The sequence below is a fragment of the Paracoccus aminovorans genome (assembly GCF_900005615.1).
In the GTDB taxonomy this organism is placed as follows: Bacteria; Pseudomonadota; Alphaproteobacteria; order Rhodobacterales; family Rhodobacteraceae; genus Paracoccus; species Paracoccus aminovorans.
The window spans coordinates 709,694-732,500 of sequence record NZ_LN832562.1 but is presented as its reverse complement, the minus strand read 5'-3'; the positions used below and the strand labels follow the sequence as shown (position 1 = coordinate 732,500).

Genomic DNA, 22,807 nt, shown 5'->3' with positions numbered 1-22,807 from the left:
GCATTTATGCACGCGGTAGCGGAGCGTTCTGTGATATAGAACGCTGCCTCTTCTATTCTTCGGGATAGCGGAGGCAATGTTCTGACTGTGAAGCCGGGCTGTAAGGCATCCGGTGGAGTGATCAGAAGCGAGAATGTTGACATGAGTAGCGACAAACAGGGTGAGAGACCCTGTCGCCGAAAGTCCAAGGGTTCCTGCTTAAAGCTAATCTGAGCAGGGTAAGCCGGCCCCTAAGGCGAGGCCGAAAGGCGTAGTCGATGGGAACCAGGTTAATATTCCTGGGCCAGGAGATGGTGACGGATCGCAGGTGTAGTTCCTCCTTATCGGATTGGAGGGGCTGCTGAGCGGTTCCTGGAAATAGCCCTCCACAAGACCGTACCCTAAACCGACACAGGTGGACTGGTAGAGAATACCAAGGCGCTTGAGAGAACCACATTTAAGGAACTCGGCAAAATACCTCCGTAAGTTCGCGAGAAGGAGGCCCGGTTGTCGCGCAAGCGGTGGCCGGGGGCACAAACCAGGGGGTGGCGACTGTTTACTAAAAACACAGGGCTCTGCGAAGCCGTAAGGCGACGTATAGGGTCTGACGCCTGCCCGGTGCCGGAAGGTTAAAAGGAGATGTGCAAGCATTGAATTGAAGCCCCGGTAAACGGCGGCCGTAACTATAACGGTCCTAAGGTAGCGAAATTCCTTGTCGGGTAAGTTCCGACCTGCACGAATGGCGTAACGACTTCCCCGCTGTCTCAAATGTGGACTCAGCGAAATTGAATTGTCTGTGAAGATGCAGACTTCCCGCGGTTAGACGGAAAGACCCCATGCACCTTTACTATAGCTTCGCACTGGCATCAGGATTGCGATGTGCAGGATAGGTGGTAGGCATTGAAACCGGGACGCCAGTTCCGGTGGAGCCATCCTTGAGATACCACCCTTCGCACTCTTGATGTCTAACCGCGGCCCGTTATCCGGGTCCGGGACCCTGCGTGGTGGGTAGTTTGACTGGGGCGGTCGCCTCCCAAAGAGTAACGGAGGCGCGCGAAGGTTGGCTCAGAGCGGTCGGAAATCGCTCGTTGAGTGCAATGGCAGAAGCCAGCCTGACTGCAAGACTGACAAGTCGAGCAGAGACGAAAGTCGGCCATAGTGATCCGGTGGTCCCGAGTGGAAGGGCCATCGCTCAACGGATAAAAGGTACGCTGGGGATAACAGGCTGATGATGCCCAAGAGTCCATATCGACGGCATCGTTTGGCACCTCGATGTCGGCTCATCTCATCCTGGGGCTGGAGCAGGTCCCAAGGGTACGGCTGTTCGCCGTTTAAAGAGGTACGTGAGCTGGGTTTAGAACGTCGTGAGACAGTTCGGTCCCTATCTGCCGTGGGTGTAGGATACTTGAGAGGAGTTGCCCCTAGTACGAGAGGACCGGGGTGAACGTTCCACTGGTGGACCAGTTGTCGTGCCAACGGCAGTGCTGGGTAGCTATGAACGGACAGGATAAACGCTGAAGGCATCTAAGCGTGAAGCCCCCCTCAAAACAAGGTATCCCTTGAGAGCCGTGGAAGACCACCACGTCGATAGGCCGGAGATGTAAGCGCAGCAATGCGTTCAGTTGACCGGTACTAATGGCTCGATTGGCTTGATTTGATCCGGAAGAAGACAGACCTTTGTTTGCCCAGGCAAGCAAGGCGTATCGCCTTCCTCCAAAAGCATCCTTGGACAAAATCATCCTTCGGGATAACGCCGATCTCGCTCCTTTTCCGGTCTGGTGGCCAAAGCACGAGCAAAACACCCGATCCCATCCCGAACTCGGCCGTTAAGTGCCGTCGCGCCAATGGTACTGCGTCTCAAGACGTGGGAGAGTAGGTCACCGCCAGACCTGAAAAGAAGCGAGACATCTCTCAAGACGACCAAAAGCAACGCAAAAGCGATGCAATCGGCGCGGGGTAGAGCAGCCCGGTAGCTCGTCAGGCTCATAACCTGAAGGCCGCAGGTTCAAATCCTGCCCCCGCAACCAAGAAATTCCATTACATTACAATCGCTTAAGCCTCCTCCGGGAGGCTTTCTGCATTCGTGCTCCAGCCGCACCGGAATCACACCGGAAGCAATCGGGAGCGAACAACAGCGAAGAATCGGCGAGGTCACAAATGCGTGTATGCAGCGTCGGCCTCTCCAACGCGGGGGGCGAGACGCCCAAAATCTCGTCTTTCTGGCGGCAACGAGGCCGTCCGAGATGCTTGCAGCGGCGCGGGACGAGGGGGAGTTCGATCTGACCGACGCTTCCGTGGCTGCCGGGCAGTTCCTGTCCCTGCTGCGTGGCTCGATCCGCATGGAACTGCTCAGTGGGCTGCGCAACCCCTTGTCGGTTCGAGAACGGCCGGCCCATGTCCGGGCTTCGGTTGCGCTCTTCCTTGACGGATATCGCCCGCGGCGGCAGCCTCGAGATCCCGGCGGGGATCCGGTCAGCGCCCGCAATCGGAGGAGGACAGCCTACATGCAGATCCTGAAATGGCTTTTTCTGGCAGTTCTGGTCGCAGGGGCGGCGATCCTGATCCTGCGGCTGGTCTTTCCGCTGCCGGATGTTTCTGCCCGCCCGCATGAGGTCGCGCTGCCGCCGGATGCGCAGGGCGGATCGGCCGCGCTTTCGCGGAGCAGATCGCGGCCCATCCCGGCCAGACCGGCGTGGTCGCGCTTGGCAACGGCCATGATGCGCTGGCCAGCCGTCTGACCCTGGCCGATCTGGTCGAGACCTCGATCGACGCGCAATATTACATCTGGCACGACGACACCTCGGGCCTGCTGCTTCTGGACGCGTTGCACCGGGCGGCACAGCGCGGTGTGCGGGTGCGGCTGCTGCTGGACGACAACGGCATCCCGGGGCTGGACCCTCTGCTGGCCACGCTGAACGCGCAGGAGAACTTCCAGGTCCGGCTGTTCAACCCCTCGACGGTGCGCAGCCCGAAATACCTGGGCTATGCCATCGACTTCTTCCGTATGAACCGCCGGATGCACAACAAGAGCATGATCGCAGACGGCAGTGCCGCGATCATCGGCGGGCGCAATATCGGCGACGAATATTTCTAGATCGGCAATGCCTTCTATCTCGACATGGACGCGGTTGCCGTGGGCCAGGTCGTGCCGAAGTGTCAATCGGCATTCAAACGGGCCCCCTGATCGGCGTCCAAAAGTGACCCCTTTGGCGCGCGGGTGAGCAGGCCCGTGGCGGCGTAGCTTTCCAGCTGGCGCAGCCGACGCGGGCCTGCGTTTTGGAGGGTGTTCAGGCTCGGGTTTTGATGCGCCAGCTGTCGTTGCCGGTCTCGACGATGTCGCAGTGGTGGGTGAGCCGGTCGAGCAGCGCGGTGGTCATCTTTGCGTCTCCGAAGACGGTCGGCCACTCCCCGAATGCGAGGTTGGTGGTGACGATGACGGAAGTCTGCTCATAGAGCTTGCTGATCAGATGGAACAGCAGCTGGCCGCCGGACTGCGCGAATGGCAGGTATCCGAGTTCATCGAGGATGACGAAGTCGAGCCGCATCAGATGTTCTGCAAGCCGGCCTGCCCGTCCGGCACGGGCCTCGGCCTCCAGCCTGTTCACCAGATCGACGACATTGAAGAACCTGCCCCGGGCACCATTGCGGATGACCGCGCGCGCTATGGCCACAGAGATATGGGTCTTGCCGGTCCCGGTGCCGCCAACCAGCACGACATTGCGCTGTTGGCTGAGGAACTCCCCGCTGGCCAGATCTCGCACCAGGGTCTCGTTGATTGGGGTGTCATCGAAGGTGAACTCCTCGATCTCCCGGGCATAGGGCAGCTTGGCGGTGGTGATCTGGTATTTGACCGACCGCGCTTTCTTCTCGTTGATCTCGGCGGCCAGAAGATCTCCAACGATCTGGCGGGGTTCGTGCTGGCGGCGCACAGCCACCGCCATGAGTTCGTCATAAGCGGCGCGCATCCCGTAGAGCTTCAACTCGCCCATTGCAGCCATGATGTCAGCACGATCCATCAGCAGGCCCTCCGCAGCAGATCATAACGGGCGCAGTCCGCCACAGGCTCATGGGTCAACTGCAAGGCCGGAGAGGTCAGCAGAAGCGGTGGTGGTTCCGGATCTCGCCTGCGGGATAGAATATTGAGGATTACATCGGCAGAATGGACGCCTTGCGAGAGAGCTTCGGCACATGCCTTTTGAACCACAGGCATCCCTTCCGTCAGCACAGCGCCGAGGACCTTCACCATCTGGCGGTCGCCATCTGAGGAGCCCTGCAGCTTGCGGCGGATCTGTTCAAGAGCTCCGGGAAGAACCCAGTCCTTGAACGGTGCGCCGTTACGCAGCGCCCCGGGTTTGCGAAGCAGAACAGGCACATAATGCCAGGGATTGTAAACCGTTCGGTCCCGGCCGAAGTGACGCGGGTGGTCTCCGACCAGTCGGCCCTCCTGCCGGATCTCGATCCGCTCAGCATAGGCCCTGATCTCGACCTGCCGCCCGACAGCCGTTGCCGCGACGGAGTATTTGTTGTTGTCGAAGCGCACGAGACAGGTCTTTGACACCGCCGCAGGCAGTGAATGGAATCCGTCGAAGCGCCCGGCATAGGGGACAAGGTGCGGGCGCTCTTCCTGGAAGACCTGCCAGACGGTTTTGTCCGTCAGCTCCGGATGCTTGCTGGTTCTGGCCGAGGCGATGCACTTGTCCAGCAGCCAGGCATTCAGTTCCTCGTAGCTCTTGACCCTGACGCGGGGCGCGAAAAACCGCTGACGGACAGTGCCGACCTGGCTCTCCACCTGGCCTTTCTCCCAACCCGCAGCAGGGGTGCAGGCAACGGGTTCGACCAGATAATGGCTGGCCATCTGCAGGAACCGACGATTGTAGAGGCGTTCCTTGCCGGTGAAGATGGTCTCCACCGCCGTCTTCATGTTGTCGTAGATCCCGCGGGTGCAGGTGCCCTTGAAGAAGGCGAAAGCCCTGTCGTGGGCATCGAACACCATCTCCTGCGTCTCGCGCGGATAGGCCCGCACAAAGAACATCCGGCTGTGGCACAGGCGAACATGGGCCACTTTGATGGTGGTGGTCGCCCCATCGATCACCACAACCTCGTGGCTCCAGTCGAACTGATAGGCTTCACCGGGCGCAAAGCTCAGGGGCACGAAGGCGGCAGAAGCGCCTGAACTCTGAGTGCGTGCCCAGTTCGAGGCGTAGCGGCGCACCGCGTCATACCCACCTTCATAACCGAGACCGCTCAGTTCTTCGTAGATCTGTATCAGAGACTGACGTTCCCGGCTGGACCGCGCGGCGTTGACCTCCAGCAGCCGGTTGAGTTCCCCCAGCCAGGCACCCAGCTTCGGGCGCGGCTGCACCGTCCGGGTATAGGTGAACTCGGTAATCCCGGTGCGGATCACCTTCCGCACCACCTTCTTCGACAGCTTCAGGTCACGGCAGATCGTCTTGATCCCCTTGCCCTCGGTGAAATGTAGCCGCCTGATTTTTGCGATTGTCTCCACGATCAGCATCCCGTGCTCGGCCTCCGATAATCATCGAAGGCACAATGGACCCAACCCCCGGTCGGTGGGGTCCATTTTGGACGCCGATCACCCCAGAAGCGGGGTCCTTATTGCAAGCCGTTCAACAAGCAGGACATCTGTCCCCCGGCCTGGCCTTGCTGCGCGGCACCGCCGCCTCATGTCCACGGCCAAGGCACGCTGCTTCCTTTGGATGACCGGGCGGCAGGCGCCGCCCGAAGACAAGGAGGAGCCAGACATGACACAATCCGACGGAACCCTTCTCAACGACCTCGCCGCCCGCGTCCTCGGCGATCTGGGCGGCGCGGTCAGTGTGCCGTTGGTGCGGATCGGAGACGCGCTCGGCCTTTACCGAGCCCTAGCCGAGATCGGGCTGGCGAATGCCGACGCGCTGGCCGAAGCCGCCGGATGCGCACCGCGCTATGTGCGCGAGTGGCTAGCGGCGCAGGCGGCCTCGGGATATGCTCACCATGAGGGCGGACGGTTCTCGTTGACGCCCGAGCAGCCGCTGGTTTTTGTCGAGCCCGATAGTCCGGTCAACCTAATCGGCGCTTTCGATACCGCCGCCGCCATGGTCGAGAACCAGCCCAAGGTGCAGGTGGCCTTCAAGACCGGCAGCGGCGTGGCCTGGGGCGATCAGCCCGGCTGCATGTTCTGCGCCGTGGCACGGCTTTCCGGCCGGGCTATGTGAACGCCCTGGTGCAGGACTGGCTGCCGGCGGCGGACGGCGCGCTGGAGAAGCTGAAGGCGGGCGCGACGGTGGCTGACGTGGGCTGCGGCCACTGGCTCTCGACGATCCTGATGGCGCAGGCGTTTCGGCCTCGCGCTTCACCGGCTATGATTTCCACCCGGCCTCCATCACCGCCGCGACCGCACATGCCCGGGCGCACGGGGGCGCAAACGTCCGCTTCGAGGTCGGCCGGGCGCAGGACTTCGACGGAGATGGCTGCGACCTGATCACCTGTCTTTCGATTGCCTGCAAGACCTGGGCGACCCCCGGGCCGCGGCGGCCCATATCAAGCGGGCCCTGAAGGACGGCGGCACCTGGATGGTGGTCGAGCCGATGGCGGGGGATACGCTTAAGGACAATCTCAACCCGGTGGGGCGCCTTTAGTCACCGACCTGGCCGGCTGTCATGAGTTCGAGGGACAAGGCCATGATCCGAGGGATCATGTCCCCCGAGAACGCGGATCGGGTGGCCTTCGGCATCGGACACGGCATGCAACCTGGTGTTCATGCCGCCCGTCCTCGGGAAAACAGTCCCCCGGACTGTTTCTGGCCCTCGGACTGCGACCGATCAGACGGACTCTGTGGTCGCCGGGTCCCCCTTTTGCGACCGCAGGCTGGTCGCCGTGCGGTGCACCTGCGAGGAGGTTGCATCGATCATCGCCGTCTTCGGAACGGCCGCCTCGGACGCCAGACCGGCCATCATTCGGGCGAAGACACCTTTGGGCTGCGCAATAACGACATGCCAGGCAGCGGCGTGGGGCGATGCATCCGAAATTCTTTTTGCAACCATGCTCTGCCATGCCATAACCAGGGCATCCGGCTTGAAAAGAAGGTCATCTTGCAATTTTCCTTGAAAAAATACGGTGTTTTTGCCGGCGGTGCGGCCCTGGGCGCCCTGGTCGATTATGTGGTGACCTTGGGGGCGGTGCGGCTGGGCGGTCTGTCCCCCTCGCTCGCATTGGGACTGGCCATGCTCATCAGTGCCAGCGCGGTATTCCTCTGGCATGATCACGTGACCTTCGCGGCGGCCAATCAGCCTGGGCGGATTCAGCGCTATCTGGCCTTCATGGGGTGGAGCTTGGCGGTTTTCTTGCTGCGCGCAGGCTTGCTTGAGCTTTTCGGCCATTTCGGCATGGCTTTGCCCCTGGCGCTGGCGGCTGCCATCCTGATCGCCTCGGTGATCAATTACGTGATTTCGGCAGCGCTGATCTTTCCGGGCAATCGGCCATGACCGGCGCTGATCTTTCAGGACTTCCGGACGGAATCTGTCCGCTCAAGAGCCGTTGGTGCTTGTTGCCCGATACCCAATATCGGTGAGGCCGGGGAGCCGGGCGGCAGGCCATAGAGAAAGGCTGCCCGACTGTCCGGACGCCGTGCCGCGCCCTCTTGCGACCAGGTGATGCTGTCGATCAGGAACAGCGGTCGGCGCTTCGTCTCGTTGAATACCCGCCCCAGGTATTCGCCAATCACCCCCAGCGCGATCAACTGCGTCCCGCCCAACAGAAGGATAGTCAGGATCAGAGTGGGGAAGCCCTGAACCGGATCGCCGTAGAACATGGTTCTGATGAGCAGGAAGACGCCCCAGAGAAAGGCAATCACGGCGACCAGGAAGCCCAAATAGGTCGTCAACCGCAGAGGAGCCGTGGTGAAGGAGGTAATTCCCTCGATGGAGAGGTTGAGCAATTGCCTGTATTTCCATTTGCTCGAGCCAGCGAAACGAGGTTCGCGCACATAATCTACTGCAACCGAGCGGAAGCCCACCCAAGCAAACAGCCCCTTCATAAAGCGATGCGTTTCGGGCAGTTGCAGCAGGGCATCAACCGAGCGGCGGCTCATCAGGCGGAAATCGCCGACATTCTCTGGCAAGGGTACCGGACCCAATCGGCGCATCATTCGGTAAAAGCCGCGCGCGGTGGCCTTTTTCAACCAGCTGTCGCCCTGCCGTTCGGTGCGACGGCCGTAGACCACATCGTAGCCTTCCCGGTAGCGCTGGATGAAGACGGGGATCAGCTCGGGCGGGTCCTGCAGGTCTGCGTCTATGGCAATGACCGCGTCGCCGGTCGCATGGCAAAGGCCCGCCGTCAGAGCGATCTCCTTGCCGAAGTTGCGCGACAGATCGACGATGGTGATATTGCCTTCGGCCGCCGCCAGCGCCTTCATCTCCCGCAAGGTGCCGTCCCGGCTGCCATCGTTGACGAAGACGATCTCGTAGTTCTGACCGGTCGGGCGCAGCACCCGGCCAATGCGGGTGACGAACTCGCCCAACCCCCCTTCCTCATTGAAGCAGGGGCAGACGATCGAGACCAGCAACGGCGCAGGAAGGAGTTCTGACATCGGGTTCACTTCGGAAAAAAGGGGCTGCAGGTAGCGGTTTAGCAAGTTGTAAGCGATTTTGGTGCAGTGTTACATGGTGGCGTTTGGGTTTGCACAGGGATACCGGATTCTCATGGAAGAAAAACATAAGATTTTCCTCGCCCTGACGATCGTTTTCGGCGTTCTGTTGCGACTGTGGAACATTCATGCCGATCCCACCCTGTGGCTGGATGAGGTGTTTTCCGCGCAGATGGCGGAAAGCCCGCTGCGCGATCTGTTGCTGGCGGTGCCGCGCTTCGATACGCACCCGCCACTGTACTACTTGCAGCTGCATTTCTGGAGTTTGCTGGGGGACGGCGACCTTTGGATGTTGCTGAACTCGGTTCTGCTGGATCTGCTGGTCATCCTGTCGTTGTTCCATATCGCCGGACGGCACTGGGGCCGAAATGCGGGACTCTGGGTCGCGGCCGTCTATGCCGTCATGCCGTTGAACGTGTTCTTTGCGCAGAACCTGCGCATGTATGCGCAGTTCTTTCTGGAGGTGGTCTGGCTGTGGCACATGCTAGAGCTGCGGGTGCGGGCCGGGACCGCCTCAAAAGGGGCGCGGGCCGGGACGCTGCTGCTTGGCCTGGCCACGACGCTGACGCATGGAATGGGGTTCTTTGTCGTCTTTTTCGTCTACCTTCAGGCGCTGATCCGCATCTGGCGCATCCATCACGCAACGCTTGGGCTGCGTCTGGCAGCGATGCTGGTTCTGGATTACGTTCCGGTTGCCCTGGCCGCCGGATACTCGCTGGGGATAGGCGCGTTCCGCCGCACCGAAGGCATCACCAGCCTGGACCTTGCCGGGCTGGGAACGCATCTGACGATCACCCTATTCGGCATGGAATTCCCTGCCCCTGCCGTTTCGGGGTATCTCGGCGTCCTGCTGTTGCTCTTGCCCACGCTGTGGAAAGCGCGGACGCGTGAGATCATGCTGTGGATGGTGCTGTTGCCGGCAGCCACGCTGATCCTGCTCACGCTGACCGTCAAAAGTGTCTTCATGTTTCGCACTCTGGGGTTGTTCACCCCCTTCATGGCCATGGCAATGGGTGTTTTCTATGCCGGCCTGTGGCGTGACCAAGGCGGTGCGATCTGGGGCCGGGCGCTGCCTTTGCTGTCGATCGTCGTTCTGGCCATGGCTTCGCTGAACTCTTCGCTGGCCTTTCGCAAAGAGGGCTACCGGGACATGGCTGTCCTGTGGGATCGAGAAGCCTCGCCGGATGCCGTTTTGTTCGTGGACGGCTCGGTCAATTTGTGGGGGGTCGCGCGTTACCTGCCCGATGCGCCGCGTATCTCGGCACTGGAGGTGCAACCACCGGTGCGCGATGGCATGCTTGCGCTGAAGCGTAAGCTGGAGGGAGGCTATTTCGACCGAGCCGGCCTGTTTGGCCGCAGCGACCACCTGCAAGCGGGCCAACGCCAGATCTGGCCTTATATGGTCCCGGAACGGCTGGACGGCATGGTTTCCTACTGGGTCATGAGCCAGGGAAAGATTCCCTGTCCGCGCCCCGGAGATCATTTGCTACGGGAGTTCGCGACTCCTGGGAAGTGGCTGGGAGAATGCGAGGCGTCGGGAGGCTGACGGAAGTCGGCGGGGCAGAGCGATGCGCCCTTTCTTCACCTTGGTTGCTTCTTCTTCCGGAAGGACCTCCTCCTACTCACCGAGGCCGGGCGACATCCGTTTCCAGCAGCATCCGCACATAGCGGGTGTAGGGGATCCCGCTGGCCTTGGCCTTCACAGCGTCCAGCAACGAGGCGGGCAGCCGCATGTTCAGAGACGCCGCTTTCGGCTCGACCTCGAACCGCATGGGTTTGAACCCCGACAAGTCGCATTTGGCCGCCGTATCGGCACTGTTGCACAAATCCTGTCATGGATTCATCTGATAAAACCCGTACGGTAGCTGGTCTGCATGAGCCGACCCGCATCCCCGACATACAGAACCCGGAACTGGCCAGCCTACAATGAAGCGCTCAAGCGCCGGGGTTCGCTGACGATCTGGTTCGACCCCGAGATGAGCTGGGATGCCGCGCCGACAGGCAGGCGTGGCCGCCAGCAGACCTACAGCGATGCCGCCATTCAGACGTGTCTTTCGATGAAGGTGCTCTTCGGCATGGCGCTCAGGCAGACGACTGGTTTCGTCGAGAGCCTGCTGCAGTTGGTTGGTCTCGACTGGACGGTGCCTGACTTCAGCACCCTGTCCCGTCGCCAGAAGACCCTGGCTGTGAACATACCGTATCGCGGGTCCAAGGGGCCGCTGCACCTGCTGATCGACAGCACTGGCATCAAGGTCGAGGGCGAAGGCGAGTGGCACGCCCGCAAGCATGGCGGCCCGAAACGGCGCGTCTGGCGCAAGATCCATCTGGGGATTGATGAGGAAACGCTGGAGGTTCGGGCGGTGGAGATCACAGGGAGCCACATCGGCGATGCGCCGGTGTTACCCGACCTGCTCAAACAGATCCCGGCGCACGAGCAGATCGGCCGCGTCACAGCAGACGGCGCCTACGACACCCGCAAATGCCACGATGCCATCGCTGACCGCGGCGCCGACGCTGTCATTCCGCCCCGCAAGAACGCCAAACCCTGGAAGACAGTCGCCGCCGGCGCGGGCGCACGAAACGAGGCTCTGCGGGCATCGAAATACCTCGGTCGTGCCCTCTGGCGACGATGGAGTGGATACCACCCCCGAAGCCGCGTCGAGACGAAGATGCACTGTGTGAAACTGCTGGGTCAGCGCCTCATGGCACGGGACTTTGACCGACAGGTCGCCGAGCTTCAGGTCCGTATCGCTATTCTGAACCGTTACACCGCGCTTGGCACCCCCGTCACAGAGGCCGTGGGATAGATCTGTCCGGGGAAAGGGGAAATCCGGCCATCAACTCTTTGGTGCAACAGAGTCGATCTGCCGCAGGCGTGTTATTGCCGAGAGCACCTGCCTGTATTCGAATAGGACGAAGCTTCGTATGGTTGCCCAGAACGCCACTGTCCAATAACTTCGACCCAATCCAACGGATCTCTTGCGGGCCATTGTCTTTTGTGACAACAATATCTCCTGCCCTCAGAGCTTCGATTGCTACTAGGTCCTCCACCGTTTCAATCATTGTGCCGCGCGAGAAGCAAAGAAAAGCGTTTGCACCAATCATCAGGGCTGAATCGTAACCGCCGTCACCAAAGTCGGCAATAACGATCTTCAGATCATAAGTCTCGCCAGCAACCACATCGAGTGTAATCGTGCCCGTTTTGATGGCATTGAAATCGGTCGGGTAGGTCAACTCCGCGCCAGTGTTGCCATTATTCAGAAAGGCGCCGTTCTCCATGGAGTCGATATTGAAATATCCGCCGCTCTGGCCCAAAATGGGGACAAGCGTTCCGTTCAGGTAAACTGCAGCCGAATCTGAGTAGCCACCTTGATAGTATTCCGGATATTCCTCCGTGAGGAATGTTAAAGGCACGGTAATGGTGCCTGTCTGTGAGGCCGTAAAGTTGATGATGAGGCCCGCAGCATCTTGCGAACCGCTTGCGCCGACCGTCGCCTCAAGCTGGGTATCTCCGGGTCCGCCAATCGTGCCGCTCAGCTGATCATTCGTGGTGTTGTTATTGTTGAAACTACTGGTGGTGCCAGTCGAAATCAACAGCCCGGTATTTGCGGGGGCAACACCAGCGGCGTCCGACGTTCCGTTGCCGAACATGGAAATTTGTGACGAATTTCCGATCTGCGATGCCGAATTTACGGTCGCACCAGCCCCGAAAATAGACTGGGCATATTCTAGAGCGGAGCCCGAAGTGTAGGTCAACGGCATAGAAGATTCCTCCCTGTGTTGCGAGATCAGGGGCGGATTTATGCCGTATTGGCACGATTCGTTACCCGTCAACTCATAAAAGGCTATTGGCGCAGGAGCTATAACAACCTTTGGTTGAAGTCCATAATAATATTGCGCTGCTTATTTGTCTTATATGTTCAATTTAATACAGGTGGAAACAAGCAAACTGTTGACTATCCGATCGCCTCGCGCTCGTGGGGCATGCCGTCAGTTGTCAAGGATATGCAACTGACAATAAATAATAAATTACGCTGACCGAAGTGATTTTTCGTGATCTCCACGACCTGGCCAACCCATCTCGCGAGTTCGCCGATCTTGATCTTAAGCTCGTCGTTGACGATGATCGGTTCCTCGTCGGTCGATTGAAGCTCCTCGTTCGCCGCCCTGCCATGTGGATCCTCGCAGACCCCTCCTGGCACACAGATGACGGAGGGCGTCCCATCAAGCAACGCTTCTTCTTGGAGGCGCGACCGGGATGTGGATGTCGACGATTTCCTTGGGCTACTCTCGGGCAGTCCCGACGAAATGGCGTCGTCGTGGCGCCGAAGGACCTGGTCGAGGATTGAGCGTGCGCCGCAAAAACCATGGGCTTTGATTGCCCATAAAGGTGGACATAACATGATTTTCGCCCAAGGCTGGTCGTAAGCGATGGAAACGGAGGGGTGATGATCATGGCGCAACCAGAGGACATGGGTTTGCGGGCCGGCCCATCGGGGTTCAATCGAGTCTTCGTCATCTCGCTGATCCTGGTGACCGCTATCGGCACCTGGGGGCTGATCGACCCCGAAGGTATGACCAGGACCGCGCTTGGGTTCACCAACTACCTGCTGCAAAGCGTAAGCTGGTACTGGCTGCTGCTCGGCACCGGCTTCGTGGTGCTGAGCGGCTATATGGCCTTCGGCCCCTACGGCAGCATCAGGCTGGGCCGCGACGACGAGGAGCCGGAATTCTCGACCGGGTCCTGGCTGGCAATGCTGTTCATCGGCGGCATGGGGGCGGGCCTGCTGTTCTGGGGCGCCGCCGAGCCGCTCTATCACTTCAAGGACCCGCCCGTCGGTGCCGGCGGCACGCCCGATGCGGCACGCCATGCGCTCGTCATCACCAACCTGCACTGGGGTCTGCACGCCTGGTCCATCTACGGGGTATGCGGGCTGGTGATCGCTTATTTCACCTTCCGGCGCGGCGGCAGCTCGATGATCTCGACACCGATCCGCGTGCTGTTCAGCGAGCGCGCCGGCAAGCCGATCGGCGATCTGGCCGACATCCTGGGCGTGCTGGCGGTGGTCTTTGGCCTTGCCGGCTCGCTGGCCATGGGCACGCTGCAGGTACGCTCGGGCCTGGGCGAGGTATTCGGCACCGCGCAGACCCATACCGTCTCGATGCTGATCGTGGCCGCGCTTTTCGTGTGCTACATGATCTCGGCGACGACCGGCGTCGACAAGGGCATCAAGATCCTGTCCAACGTCAACGTGGCGCTGGCCTTCATGATCATGGTCGTGGTCATCGTGGCGGGGCCGACGCAGTTCATCTTCGAGACCTTCACCGATTCGCTCGGCCAGTATTTCGCCGCGCTGCCGGCGATGGCCTTCCACATGCTGCCCTTTGAAGGGCTGCAGGGCTGGACCTCTGCCTGGACGCTGACCTATCTGATCTGGTGGCTGGCCTGGGGGCCGTTCGTCGGCATCTTCATCGCCCGTATCAGCCGCGGCCGCACCATCCGCGAATATTGCATCGGCGTCATCCTGGTGCCGACCGTCTTTTCGGTGTTCTGGTTCGCGACCTTTGGCGGCGCCGGCATCTATATCGAGCTGTTCGGCGGGGCGGGCTGGCCGAGCTGGTGTTCGAGGACGTGACCAAGGCGCTCTTCGTGTTCCTGAACCACTTTCCCGGCGGCGCCTATCTGGGCAGCCTCGCCGCGCTGCTGATCTTCATCTTCCTGGTGACCTCGGCCGACAGCGGCGCCTTCGTGCTGGCCATGATGACCACGAACGGCAGCCTCAACCCGCCGGCGCTGCACAAGCTGATCTGGGGCTCGCTGGTCGCGATCGTGGCGATCGGGACGCTTGTCTCGGAATCGGTCACCGTGGCCAAGGCGCTTGCGATCACCGGGGCGCTGCCCTTCTCGGTCATCCTGCTTTTGCAGATCGTCGGCTTCCTGCGCGAGATCCGCAAGGAGCGGCGGCATCGTCCGGCCCCCCTCGAGGTGCGCGGCAAGGTCACGCGCCCGGCGTCGAACTGAGGGGAGGGGAGATCATGTCTTTGGGAAGAATCCTGTCCATCCTGCTTTTCGTCGGCATCCTCGTGGGCTGCGCACAGCGCGACACGCTCAGGATCGGCGGCAAGGACTTCGGCGAAAACCAGATCCTGTCCGAGATGATAGCGGCGCTTGCCGAAGCCGAGGGCATCCCGGTTACCCGCCGCATCGGGCTGGGCCCAACGCGCATGAATCTCGAGGCGCTCAAGCGCGGCGACATCGACCTTTACGCCGAATACAACGGCACCGGCCTGGTCATGCTCGGCCAGCCCGCGCTGACCGACGGCGACGCCGCGCAGGAAAGGGTCGAGGCGCTTTACAAGCCGCTGGGCCTTGTCTGGGGGCCTCGCTTCGGCTTCGGCAACACCTACGGGCTGCTCATGCGCGCCGATACCGCCGCCGCGCTGGGGGTGACGCGCGTCTCCGACCTGGTCGAGCGGGCCGGCGATCTGTCCATCGGCATCGAGAGCGATTTTCAGAGCCGCCCGCTTGACGGCTTCGGCCCCCTGACCAGCCGCTACGGCATGAGTTTCGCCCTGATCCGGGCGGTCGAGCTGGAACAGCGGGCGCAGCTTTACGACCTTCTGCTGGACGGTTCGCTGGAGGTGATCGAGGGCTTCACCACGGACGGCCAGATCGCCGATTACGGGCTGGTGCTGCTGGAGGACGACCTTGGTTTCTTCCGCGCCTACGAGGCCGCGCCTTTTGCGCGCGCCGATGCGCTTGAACGCTTCCCGGCCCTGAGCGGGGTCTTTGCCAGCCTTGCCGGTCGGATCGACGACGCTCTGATGCAGGAGTTGAACCGGCGCGTCGATATCGACGGCTACCCGCCGCGCGCGGTGGCGCGGGCCGCCCTGGTCGAAATGGGGCTGCTGGCGGATGCGGGCACGGTGGACGCGAACGAGCCGCTGGTGCTTGCCGCCTCGGATATCGCAGCGGGCGGCCGCGACGTGAACGCGGCATTGCGTGCCGTGCGCGCGGCCTTTCCCGGGCGCCCGGTCCAGCTTGTCGAAACCGCCAGCCCGCTGGGCCTGATCGCCGAGGGGCGCGCGCGTCTGGCCCTCGCCGGGGCCGAGGAGTTCTTTGCCCTCGATGCCTCTGGCGCCCCGGCGCCAAGCGGCGTGTTCGAGGCGGTGGGGGTCGTCGGCGACGCGGTCCTGCACATCCTTGCCCTCGATCCAGGCGTGACCGACATCCGCCAGGCGGACATGGTCGCGACCGCTGCCGAAGGCTCGGGCTCGGCCGCGGCGGCCGACACGCTGATGCGCGGCTTCGGCCTGGATGCGCCGGTCGCGCATCTGGGGGCGGAGACGCCCGAGGGTCTTGCCGCGGCGATCCTGGCTAGCGGCGCCGACGCGGCGGTGCTGATGGCGCCGCTGGGCAACCCCGTGGTCGAGCGGCTCGTGGCCGCGGGCAATGCGCGGCTGCTGCCGCTGCATGGCTGGGAAGACGGGCCCAACCTGGTGCGTTATCCCTATCTGCGCCAGATGCGGATCGCCGCCCGGACCTACCAGGGTCAGGGCCAGCCGGTCGAGACCCTTGCATCGCAGCTCGTCCTTGCCGGCACCGGCCCGGTCGAGCGCGACGCCATCGGCGATCAGGGGCCGGGCACGGTGACCCTGGCGCAGTCGCTGCCGCTGGCCGCCGACACGGTGCAGTCGATCAATGCCGCGCTGCCCAACCGCATCGACGTGGACCCGTCGCTGCCGCAGGCGCCCGTGCTGGCGCCGCAGATGCCCGATGCGCCGGCGCCGATGAACCCCGCACCGGGCGTGTCGTTGCTTTCGGTCCTCCTTTTGCTCATGCTTCTCTGGATGCTCTGGCTCTATGGCCGGCCCGAACGGCGTTGACGACAAGGAGAACACGATGTCTGGCGAGAACAAGATACTGGTTCCGATCGACCTGGCCCATGAAAGCAGCTGGCGCAAGACCCTCCCCGAAGCCTTCGACCGCGCATCGCGGCAGGGTGGGACCGTGACGGTCATGACCGTCGTTCCCGACATCATGGCCGGCCTCGACTGGCGCTATGCAATCCGCGGCGAAACGGGCGGCTCGGAGGATCTGGACAGGCGCAAGCTGGTGGCCGATGCCGACGAGCGGCTGCGTCAGGTCGTGGCCGAATATCTGCCGCCGGGAATGGAGGCGGACACGATCGCCCGGCATGGTGCCGTCTACGAAGAAATCCTGAACGTGGCCGAAGAGATCGGCACCGACTTCATCATCATGGCGGCCAATCGTCCCTCGCTGTCCGACTACCTGCTCGGTCCCAATACGGCCCGTGTCGTCCGTCATGCCCGCTGCTCGGTCAGCGTCATTCGCTGATCGTTGACGCTGGGCTTTGTCGCGCTATTGGGGATGAGATCGGATTCGTGTCTTTCCCGTGTATCGAGCGCCCGAGCAATGAGAGGCGATTCATGAGTGTGAAGCGGATCTGGAGCCGGCATCCTGCCTGCCAAAACCTCTGGCCATGATATGTTCTCCCAGCAGTGTGACGCATCTCATCTTGGCCTCGGGCCCGCTTCGGCGGCAATGTCCTGATCATTTCTGCCAGTTTGCACGGCCGAAGCGCTTGCTGATGCGAGGTGCTTCGATGCGCGCCCACAGGCCGGGATCATGTCGCGTTGGCGGAATGATGGCATCAGCACCTCGGGTTGCAATGGCAGCGTGGCAACGTTTGGCGTCATAGATGTCATCGGCGGTGACAGCGCCGATCCGCTCAGTCAAAAGAGTATCATCATCACCGGTTTGATCTGCTGCCGAAGATATTGGACGACAATGATGCGCCAGCCAGGCGGCTGTCGCTACCCGACAGCCGCCTGGCCGATGAACCAGAGGCCTTCCTCCCCTGTCCGATCCGCTGGCGAACTGCCCCCCGATTCCTGCGTACCCCGGAAGCCGCCCGCTTCCTCGGCATTTCGCTGCGCACCCGTGACAAACACTGCACCTGCGGTGCCGGCCTCCTCTACCGCAAGATCGGCGGCGGCGTCTTGTAAGCCGCCGATCCGCCGGCCGGGCTATCTCCGACGGATCGTGGCTGACCAGCGCGTGGTGGTGCCGTAGTCGGGCTGCAACCGCAGCCATTCATCCTGGAATTGCTGGCGTAAGCCGGGGTCCAGTACCGAGACGGGCTCGTGTAGCATCAGCGCCGGCGGCTTTGCGCCGGTGCCCGGATCAATGCCAGCCGCTGCTTCTGCCCACCCGAAAGCGTCGTCGGGTAGGAGCTGAAAGCCTCTCCAGGCCAACCGGCGCCAACAGTCGACCGGTCTCGTCGCGGACATGGCGATCTAGCGCTTGGTCTAGGCTGCCCCGCACCGTCATGTTTAGGAACAGCGCGTAGTCTTGCAAGACTACGCGGCCCCACCTTCCCTAATGAGAAGGCGCAGGCCTCTGCCGCCCCTTGGTCGAACTGGCGCATCCATCCGTCCGCGAACGATGGTATCGTCTTTCTGGCCCGCCTTGGCTTAAATAGTCCGCCCGATGTTGCCCTACTCATCGCCGGGGATCGTTTCGCAAGCTTGCGGTGAGCAGCTGCGAACGCGGCCACGGTAGAGGGGCCTCGGCATGAGGCCCGTCAAATTTCAACAGCAGCGAAATCCCCGCGTCGAGCCCTCGCCATAGCGCGCGGACTGTCGTTCGCGGAAGAATTCGGCATAGGTCATTACCGGCTGGCCCGGATGGGCTTCGCGCATATGGGCGACGTAGGTGTCGTAATCGGGGACGCCGATCATCAGCCGGGCGCCCTCGCGCAGGCGCTTGCGGCAGACAGTCAGCGTATCCTTTAGTCTGGTTGCCATGGTCCTTACTCCGCAGGGGTGGCCGCGGGGCCGTTCAGTTCTTCGGGCAGTTCGCGCGCGGTCCAGCCGCGGGCACGATAGGCCTGAAGGCAGGCGCGGGTGCTGAAGTAGATCATGCTGACCACCAGCGCGACGAAGATGAAGGCCATCGTCGCATCGACCATGTCGTTGAAGACGATCTGCCCCATCTGGTTCAGGTCCTTGGCCGGGGCCAGAACCTCGCCATTCGCCGCCGCCTCGCGGTAGCGCCGGGCATGGGCGAGGAAGCCGACCGAAGGGGTGCCGGAAAACACCTTCTGCAAGCCCGCCGTCAGCGTCACCACCACCAGTAGCACCGAAGGGATCAGCGTGACGAAGGCATAGCGTTCGCGCTTCATCTTGAAGAGAACGACGGTGCACAGCATCAGCGCGATGGCGGCAAGCATCTGGTTTGCGATCCCGAACAGCGGCCATAGCGTGTTGACCCCGCCAAGGGGATCGGTAACGCCTTGATAAAGGAAGAACCCCCAGGCGGCGACGCAAAGGCCCGTGGCGATGATGTTGCCGCCAAGGGACGAGGTGTTGCGCATTCGGGGCGCGAACACCCCCAGCAGATCCTGCAGCATGAATCGCCCCGCGCGGGTGCCCGCATCGACGGCGGTCAGGATGAATAGCGCCTCGAACAGAATGGCGAAGTGATACCAGAACGCCATCATCGCCTTGCCGCCGATCACGTTCGAGAAGATATGCGCCATGCCGACCGCCAGCGTGGGCGCGCCGCCCGCGCGCGAGATGATCGTCGTCTCGCCCACATCCGCCGCGGTTTCGTGAATCAGCTCGGGCGTGATCGGGAAGCCCCAGGCGGTGACCTGCGCGGCCGCGCTTTCCGCCGTGGTGCCGATCACGGCCGCCGGGCTGTTCATGGTGAAATAGACGCCGGGATCGATGATCGAGGCCGCGACCAGCGCCATCATCGCGACGAAGCTTTCCATCAGCATTCCGCCGAAACCGATGAAGCGGGCGTGCTCCTCATTGTCGATCAGCTTCGGCGTGGTCCCCGAGGAGATCAGGGCGTGAAAGCCCGACACCGCCCCGCAGGCGATGGTGATGAACAGGAACGGGAACATGTTCCCCGACCAGACCGGGCCCGTGCCGTCGATGAAGCGCGTGACCGCGGGCATCTTCAGGTCCGGCGCGACCACCACGATCCCGATGGCCAGCGCGGCGATGGCGCCGACCTTGAGGAAGGTGGACAGGTAGTCGCGCGGCGCAAGGATCAGCCAGACCGGCAGCGTCGCGGCGATGAAGCCGTAACCGATCAGCAGCCAGCACAGCTGAGTGGGGGTGAAGGTGAAGACGGCCGCCCAGGTCGGGCTGGCCGCGACATTCGCGCCGAAAATGATCGCCGCCATCAGCGCGATGAAGCCCGCGATCGAGGCCTCACCCACGGCGCCGGGGCGGATGTAGCGCATATAGACCCCCATCGCGACCGCGATCGGGATGGTCATCGAGACGGTGAACATCCCCCAGGGGCTGTCCGCCAACGCCTTGACCACGATCAGCGCCAGCACCGCCAGGATGATGATCATGATCAGGAAGGTGCCGACCAGCGCGATCATCCCCGGCACCGGTCCCAACTCGGAGCGGACCAGATCGCCCAGCGACCGCCCGTCGCGGCGCATCGAGACGAAAAGCACCATGAAATCCTGCACCGCGCCCGCAAGGACGACGCCGGCAAGGATCCACAGCATCCCGGGCAGATAGCCCATCTGCGCCGCAAGCACCGGCCCGACCAGCGGACCCGCCCCGGCGATGGCCGCGAAATGGTGGCCGAAAAGCACATACTTATTGGTCGGGACGTAATCGAGCCCGTCGTTGAAGCGATGCGCCGGGGTCGGTCTCGCCGGATCCAGCCGCATCACCCGGCGGGCGATGAACAGGCTGTAGTAGCGATAGGCGATCAGGTAGATCGAGACCGAGGCCACGACCATCCACAACGCGTTCACATGCTCGCCCCGCAGGATGGACACCTGCGCGAGCCCATATGCGGCCAGTATCGCGAGTATTGCCCAAACGAGCCAGTGGTCCCAAGGCTTGCGCCGTGGCGCCTGCATTTCCGCCATATCCGTCCCCCCTGAATATCGGCTGTCTCGAGCCGACCTTGTCCTAAATCGTCGGGCGCAGACCCGCGCTTGAAACGGGTGAGTCGAGCGTGGTCAAGGACCTGATTTACCTGGATCTTTATCTTGGTGGCTTTGCCTTGAACTGCTCTTTCTCAATTTGGGGAGTATGATCAGCGTCTTGCGCGCGCACAAGCGCGTTCCTAGGCTCCAAGCTCATTGAATTTGACCGCCAGAAACGAACGATTGCGGCAAGCATGATCGCGGAGAAGAAAGTCTCAGGGCGTCGGTCGTCTCGTGTGGCCGCACGCCGCCAGTCCTTGAGGCGCCCGAACATGATCTCGATGCGGTTGCGCCGGTTGTCGTATTTCACCGTCTTCTTGCGAGACTTCCGGCTGGGATGCAAACCTTTATCCCTCTGTCTTTCAAAGCATGCCTGAACCGGTCGGCGTCATATCCCCGATCTGCCGGCAACCAGCCCGCCTTCGGCAGGCTGCCCAGAAGGACCGCTGCGCCGGTGGTACCGCTCAGTTGACCAGCGGACAGGAAGAACCCGGTCGGCCGCCTTTTGGCGTCGGCTCCGGCGTGCGGCTTGGTGTTCATGCCTCCTTTGGTTCGCCCGATCTGGCCCGCGCCCCCGTCCGTCGGGAAAGCAGTCCACTGAACTGCTTTCTGATCCTCCGAACTCACCCGCAGGCTCGACGCCGTGCGGCGTGCCTTGAGGTACTTGGCAGGCTCACTCGGACGCATGGCGTTTGCCTGCGCATCGACCATGATCGTCTTGTGCTCGGCGCGCTCCGTGGCCAGGGGTGCCGACATGGCGCGATCGAAACCCAGCGCCGGATCATAGGTCAAAGCCAGCCCTGACATGGTGCCGTATCGTTTCTTCCTCCCAACGTAGCGGCGGCACATGGTCGAAGCCGGGATTGGCCGCCGGCATCCGGTCGGCGGCCTCTTCCAACGTGGCGACCGAGGACGCAGGCCGATAGAGGTGCCGATCCGCATCAGCCCTTCCGTTGCAGGACCGGTCCGACATCGTTGACGCAAATGCCCGCCACGCGTCCCGGCGCCATCGCCGCCATGGCCATGGCCAGCAGCCCGCCGCGCGACGAGCCGATGACCGCAGCCCGCGCGATCTGCAGGTGATCGAGCAGCGCCAGGGCGTCCCGCGCCTCTTGGCGCCGCCGAATATGTCTGGGATCGGTCCAGTCCGAGCCGCCTTGGCCGCGGCTGTCCAGCCGGAACAGCCGCACGTCATGCAGGTGCCGCGCCAGATAGCCGAAATCACGCCCGTCGCGGGTCAGGCCCGCCAGCGCCAGCAGGATCTTGGCCCGGCCTTCGTCGCGATAAGCAAGGCGCGTGCCGTCTGTGGCGGAAAAGCTTGCCTTGACCACCATGCATGCGCCCCCGTCAGGCCGGATATTCCTCGAACCCCTTGCCGGCCTTGCGGCCCAGCCAGCCTGCATGGACCATCTGCTTCAAGAGCGGGCTGGGCCGGTATTTCGGATCGCCGAAACCCTCGTACAGGGTCTCCATGATGTTGAGCACCACGTCCGTTCCGATCAGGTCGCCAAGCGCCAGCGGCTCCATCGGGTGGTTCGCGCCCCACTTCGTCATGCTGTTGATGTCCTCGGGCGTGGCCAGCCCGTCATGCACGCAGTTCACCGCCTCGTTGATCAGCGGCGCCAGCAGCCGGTTCACGATGAAGCCATAGCTGTCCTTGCCGACCCGAGGCGTCTTGCCGATGGCGCGCGTGACTTCGGTGATCGCGTCGGCCACGTCGTCGCCGGCCTGCAGGGTGCGGATGATCTCGACCAGTTGCATGACCGCGACGGGGTTGAAGAAATCCATGCCGATGACGCGCCGGGATGGGCCGAGGCCGCCGCGAGCTGGGTCAGCGAAATCGAGGAGGTGTTCGAGGCCCGTACCGCATCCTCTAGGCAGATGGCGTCCAGCTGGCGGATGACGCCGATCTTGACCTCCAGCCGCTCGACGATGACCTCGACCACCAGGTCGCGGTCGGCCATCGCGGGCAATTCGGTGGTGGTGGCGATCCGCGCCCGCGCGGCATCGGCGGCCAGTTGGTCCAGCCCGCCCTTCCTGACCTGGCGGGAAAAGCTGGTCACCGTCATGGCCTGGGTCCGGTCCAGCGCCTCGGCGGACAGATCCTTCAACATCACCGGGAACCCGGCATTGGCCAAGCATTGGGCGATTCCGTTGCTCATGGTTTCGGTGCCGATCACGCCGATCTTTT

Annotated in this window: 17 protein-coding genes, 1 tRNA gene, 2 rRNA genes and 6 pseudogenes (1 of these 26 only partly in view); 12 read left to right on the top strand and 14 right to left on the bottom strand. The window is 62.5% G+C overall.

Annotated elements, in window-relative coordinates; genetic code table 11:
* The 5 genes from JCM7685_RS19410 to JCM7685_RS20860 all read left to right on the top strand — a co-directional run.
* A 23S ribosomal RNA gene (locus JCM7685_RS19410) occupies window positions 1-1,636 on the top strand; it begins 1,195 nt to the left of the window's first position.
* Window positions 1,637-1,753: 117 nt separating this feature from the next.
* A 5S ribosomal RNA gene (gene rrf, locus JCM7685_RS19405) occupies window positions 1,754-1,868 on the top strand.
* A 61-nt stretch (window positions 1,869-1,929) separates the two neighbouring features.
* Window positions 1,930-2,006: transfer RNA gene (locus JCM7685_RS19400), tRNA-Met, on the top strand.
* Between the two features lie 216 nt (window positions 2,007-2,222).
* Entirely contained in the window at window positions 2,223-2,717 is a 495-nt protein-coding gene (locus JCM7685_RS20865; protein WP_244532170.1) for a TetR/AcrR family transcriptional regulator C-terminal domain-containing protein, read from the top strand.
* On the top strand, window positions 2,672-3,073 hold the full coding sequence (locus JCM7685_RS20860; RefSeq protein ID WP_074971316.1) for a phospholipase D-like domain-containing protein: 402 nt from the start codon (window positions 2,672-2,674) through the stop codon (window positions 3,071-3,073). The genes JCM7685_RS20865 and JCM7685_RS20860 overlap by 46 nt, the downstream gene beginning before the upstream one ends.
* A 193-nt stretch (window positions 3,074-3,266) precedes the next feature.
* On the opposite strand, the gene istB is transcribed toward JCM7685_RS20860, so the two are convergent.
* Window positions 3,267-3,995, bottom strand: a complete 729-nt coding sequence (gene istB / locus JCM7685_RS19385; RefSeq protein WP_028030902.1) for an IS21-like element helper ATPase IstB — start codon at window positions 3,993-3,995, stop codon at window positions 3,267-3,269.
* A complete protein-coding gene (gene istA, locus JCM7685_RS19380; RefSeq protein WP_090271472.1) occupies window positions 3,995-5,494 on the bottom strand; it encodes an IS21 family transposase in 1,500 nt (499 codons plus the stop codon). The genes istB and istA overlap by 1 nt, the downstream gene beginning before the upstream one ends.
* A 247-nt stretch (window positions 5,495-5,741) precedes the next feature.
* Between istA and JCM7685_RS19375 the strand changes: the two are divergent.
* Window positions 5,742-6,614 (top strand): annotated as a pseudogene (locus JCM7685_RS19375) (class I SAM-dependent methyltransferase); the annotation flags it as partial.
* Between the two features lie 75 nt (window positions 6,615-6,689).
* Here JCM7685_RS19375 and JCM7685_RS19370 read toward each other — a convergent pair.
* Window positions 6,690-6,950 (bottom strand): annotated as a pseudogene (locus JCM7685_RS19370) (hypothetical protein); the annotation flags it as partial.
* 21 nt (window positions 6,951-6,971) lie between these two features.
* Between JCM7685_RS19370 and JCM7685_RS19365 the strand changes: the two are divergent.
* Window positions 6,972-7,463, top strand: a complete 492-nt coding sequence (locus tag JCM7685_RS19365) for a GtrA family protein (RefSeq protein ID WP_083412984.1) — start codon at window positions 6,972-6,974, stop codon at window positions 7,461-7,463.
* 14 nt (window positions 7,464-7,477) lie between these two features.
* On the opposite strand, the gene JCM7685_RS19360 is transcribed toward JCM7685_RS19365, so the two are convergent.
* Entirely contained in the window at window positions 7,478-8,566 is a 1,089-nt protein-coding gene (locus JCM7685_RS19360) for a glycosyltransferase family 2 protein (protein ID WP_083412985.1), read from the bottom strand.
* 112 nt (window positions 8,567-8,678) lie between these two features.
* On the opposite strand from JCM7685_RS19360, the gene JCM7685_RS19355 reads away from it, so the two are divergent.
* Window positions 8,679-10,169, top strand: coding sequence for a glycosyltransferase family 39 protein (locus JCM7685_RS19355; protein ID WP_074971223.1), 1,491 nt, complete (start codon window positions 8,679-8,681; stop codon window positions 10,167-10,169).
* Between the two features lie 76 nt (window positions 10,170-10,245).
* Here the strand turns inward: JCM7685_RS19355 and JCM7685_RS19350 are convergent, their stop codons facing one another.
* Complete coding sequence (locus tag JCM7685_RS19350; protein WP_074971225.1) at window positions 10,246-10,449, bottom strand: CopG family antitoxin; 204 nt, start codon at window positions 10,447-10,449, stop codon at window positions 10,246-10,248.
* Between the two features lie 48 nt (window positions 10,450-10,497).
* Between JCM7685_RS19350 and JCM7685_RS19345 the strand changes: the two genes are divergently transcribed.
* A complete protein-coding gene (locus JCM7685_RS19345; RefSeq protein WP_100526019.1) occupies window positions 10,498-11,430 on the top strand; it encodes an IS5 family transposase in 933 nt (310 codons plus the stop codon).
* Here JCM7685_RS19345 and JCM7685_RS20100 read toward each other — a convergent pair.
* Entirely contained in the window at window positions 11,411-12,385 is a 975-nt protein-coding gene (locus JCM7685_RS20100) for a choice-of-anchor L domain-containing protein (protein ID WP_074970860.1), read from the bottom strand. The genes JCM7685_RS19345 and JCM7685_RS20100 overlap by 20 nt on opposite strands.
* Before the next feature lie 194 nt (window positions 12,386-12,579).
* Window positions 12,580-13,086 carry a hypothetical protein gene (locus JCM7685_RS19750; protein ID WP_139218141.1) on the bottom strand — a complete coding sequence of 169 codons (507 nt, stop codon included), beginning with the start codon at window positions 13,084-13,086 and terminating at the stop codon, window positions 12,580-12,582.
* Between JCM7685_RS19750 and JCM7685_RS19330 the strand changes: the two are divergent.
* From JCM7685_RS19330 to JCM7685_RS19320, 3 genes and pseudogenes are all read left to right on the top strand, one after another.
* Window positions 13,072-14,645 (top strand): annotated as a pseudogene (locus JCM7685_RS19330) (BCCT family transporter). The gene JCM7685_RS19750 and the pseudogene JCM7685_RS19330 overlap by 15 nt on opposite strands.
* A 14-nt stretch (window positions 14,646-14,659) precedes the next feature.
* Complete coding sequence (locus JCM7685_RS19325; protein WP_074970856.1) at window positions 14,660-16,510, top strand: glycine betaine ABC transporter substrate-binding protein; 1,851 nt, start codon at window positions 14,660-14,662, stop codon at window positions 16,508-16,510.
* Window positions 16,488-16,982 (top strand): universal stress protein, encoded by a 495-nt coding sequence (locus tag JCM7685_RS19320; RefSeq protein ID WP_083412957.1) that lies wholly within the window; start codon window positions 16,488-16,490, stop codon window positions 16,980-16,982. Before JCM7685_RS19325 ends, JCM7685_RS19320 begins: the two co-directional genes overlap by 23 nt.
* On the opposite strand, the pseudogene JCM7685_RS19315 reads toward JCM7685_RS19320, so the two are convergent.
* From JCM7685_RS19315 to JCM7685_RS20480, 7 genes and pseudogenes are all read right to left on the bottom strand, one after another.
* Window positions 16,972-17,381 (bottom strand): annotated as a pseudogene (locus JCM7685_RS19315) (hypothetical protein); the annotation flags it as partial. The gene JCM7685_RS19320 and the pseudogene JCM7685_RS19315 sit on opposite strands and share 11 nt — an antisense overlap.
* An 857-nt stretch (window positions 17,382-18,238) precedes the next feature.
* Window positions 18,239-18,454 (bottom strand): YbdD/YjiX family protein, encoded by a 216-nt coding sequence (locus tag JCM7685_RS19305; RefSeq protein ID WP_074970852.1) that lies wholly within the window; start codon window positions 18,452-18,454, stop codon window positions 18,239-18,241.
* Window positions 18,455-18,459: 5 nt separating this feature from the next.
* Window positions 18,460-20,547 (bottom strand): carbon starvation CstA family protein, encoded by a 2,088-nt coding sequence (locus JCM7685_RS19300; RefSeq protein ID WP_074970862.1) that lies wholly within the window; start codon window positions 20,545-20,547, stop codon window positions 18,460-18,462.
* 238 nt (window positions 20,548-20,785) lie between these two features.
* Window positions 20,786-21,360: pseudogene (locus tag JCM7685_RS19295) on the bottom strand (IS5 family transposase); the annotation flags it as partial.
* Between the two features lie 197 nt (window positions 21,361-21,557).
* The gene (locus tag JCM7685_RS19290) at window positions 21,558-21,950 is read right to left on the bottom strand and encodes an alpha/beta fold hydrolase (protein ID WP_074970850.1); all 393 of its coding nucleotides are present in this window, start codon (window positions 21,948-21,950) and stop codon (window positions 21,558-21,560) included.
* Between the two features lie 13 nt (window positions 21,951-21,963).
* Window positions 21,964-22,332 (bottom strand): 3-hydroxyacyl-CoA dehydrogenase family protein, encoded by a 369-nt coding sequence (locus tag JCM7685_RS20485; RefSeq protein WP_211657863.1) that lies wholly within the window; start codon window positions 22,330-22,332, stop codon window positions 21,964-21,966.
* Window positions 22,333-22,778: pseudogene (locus JCM7685_RS20480) on the bottom strand (3-hydroxyacyl-CoA dehydrogenase family protein); the annotation flags it as partial.
* Window positions 22,779-22,807: the final 29 nt, after the last annotated feature.

Coding starts and splice junctions, on each gene's coding strand:
- istA (WP_090271472.1), bottom strand. CDS start 5,494: ATGCTGATCGTGGAGACAATCGCAAAAATCAGGCGGCTACATTTCACC.
- JCM7685_RS19360 (WP_083412985.1), bottom strand. CDS start 8,566: ATGTCAGAACTCCTTCCTGCGCCGTTGCTGGTCTCGATCGTCTGCCCC.
- JCM7685_RS19325 (WP_074970856.1), top strand. CDS start 14,660: ATGTCTTTGGGAAGAATCCTGTCCATCCTGCTTTTCGTCGGCATCCTC.
- JCM7685_RS20865 (WP_244532170.1), top strand. CDS start 2,223: ATGCTTGCAGCGGCGCGGGACGAGGGGGAGTTCGATCTGACCGACGCT.
- JCM7685_RS19365 (WP_083412984.1), top strand. CDS start 6,972: ATGCCAGGCAGCGGCGTGGGGCGATGCATCCGAAATTCTTTTTGCAAC.
- JCM7685_RS19355 (WP_074971223.1), top strand. CDS start 8,679: ATGGAAGAAAAACATAAGATTTTCCTCGCCCTGACGATCGTTTTCGGC.
- JCM7685_RS20100 (WP_074970860.1), bottom strand. CDS start 12,385: ATGCCGTTGACCTACACTTCGGGCTCCGCTCTAGAATATGCCCAGTCT.
- JCM7685_RS19300 (WP_074970862.1), bottom strand. CDS start 20,547: ATGCAGGCGCCACGGCGCAAGCCTTGGGACCACTGGCTCGTTTGGGCA.
- JCM7685_RS19290 (WP_074970850.1), bottom strand. CDS start 21,950: ATGGTGGTCAAGGCAAGCTTTTCCGCCACAGACGGCACGCGCCTTGCT.
- JCM7685_RS19305 (WP_074970852.1), bottom strand. CDS start 18,454: ATGGCAACCAGACTAAAGGATACGCTGACTGTCTGCCGCAAGCGCCTG.
- istB (WP_028030902.1), bottom strand. CDS start 3,995: ATGGATCGTGCTGACATCATGGCTGCAATGGGCGAGTTGAAGCTCTAC.
- JCM7685_RS19320 (WP_083412957.1), top strand. CDS start 16,488: ATGGCCGGCCCGAACGGCGTTGACGACAAGGAGAACACGATGTCTGGC.
- JCM7685_RS19345 (WP_100526019.1), top strand. CDS start 10,498: ATGAGCCGACCCGCATCCCCGACATACAGAACCCGGAACTGGCCAGCC.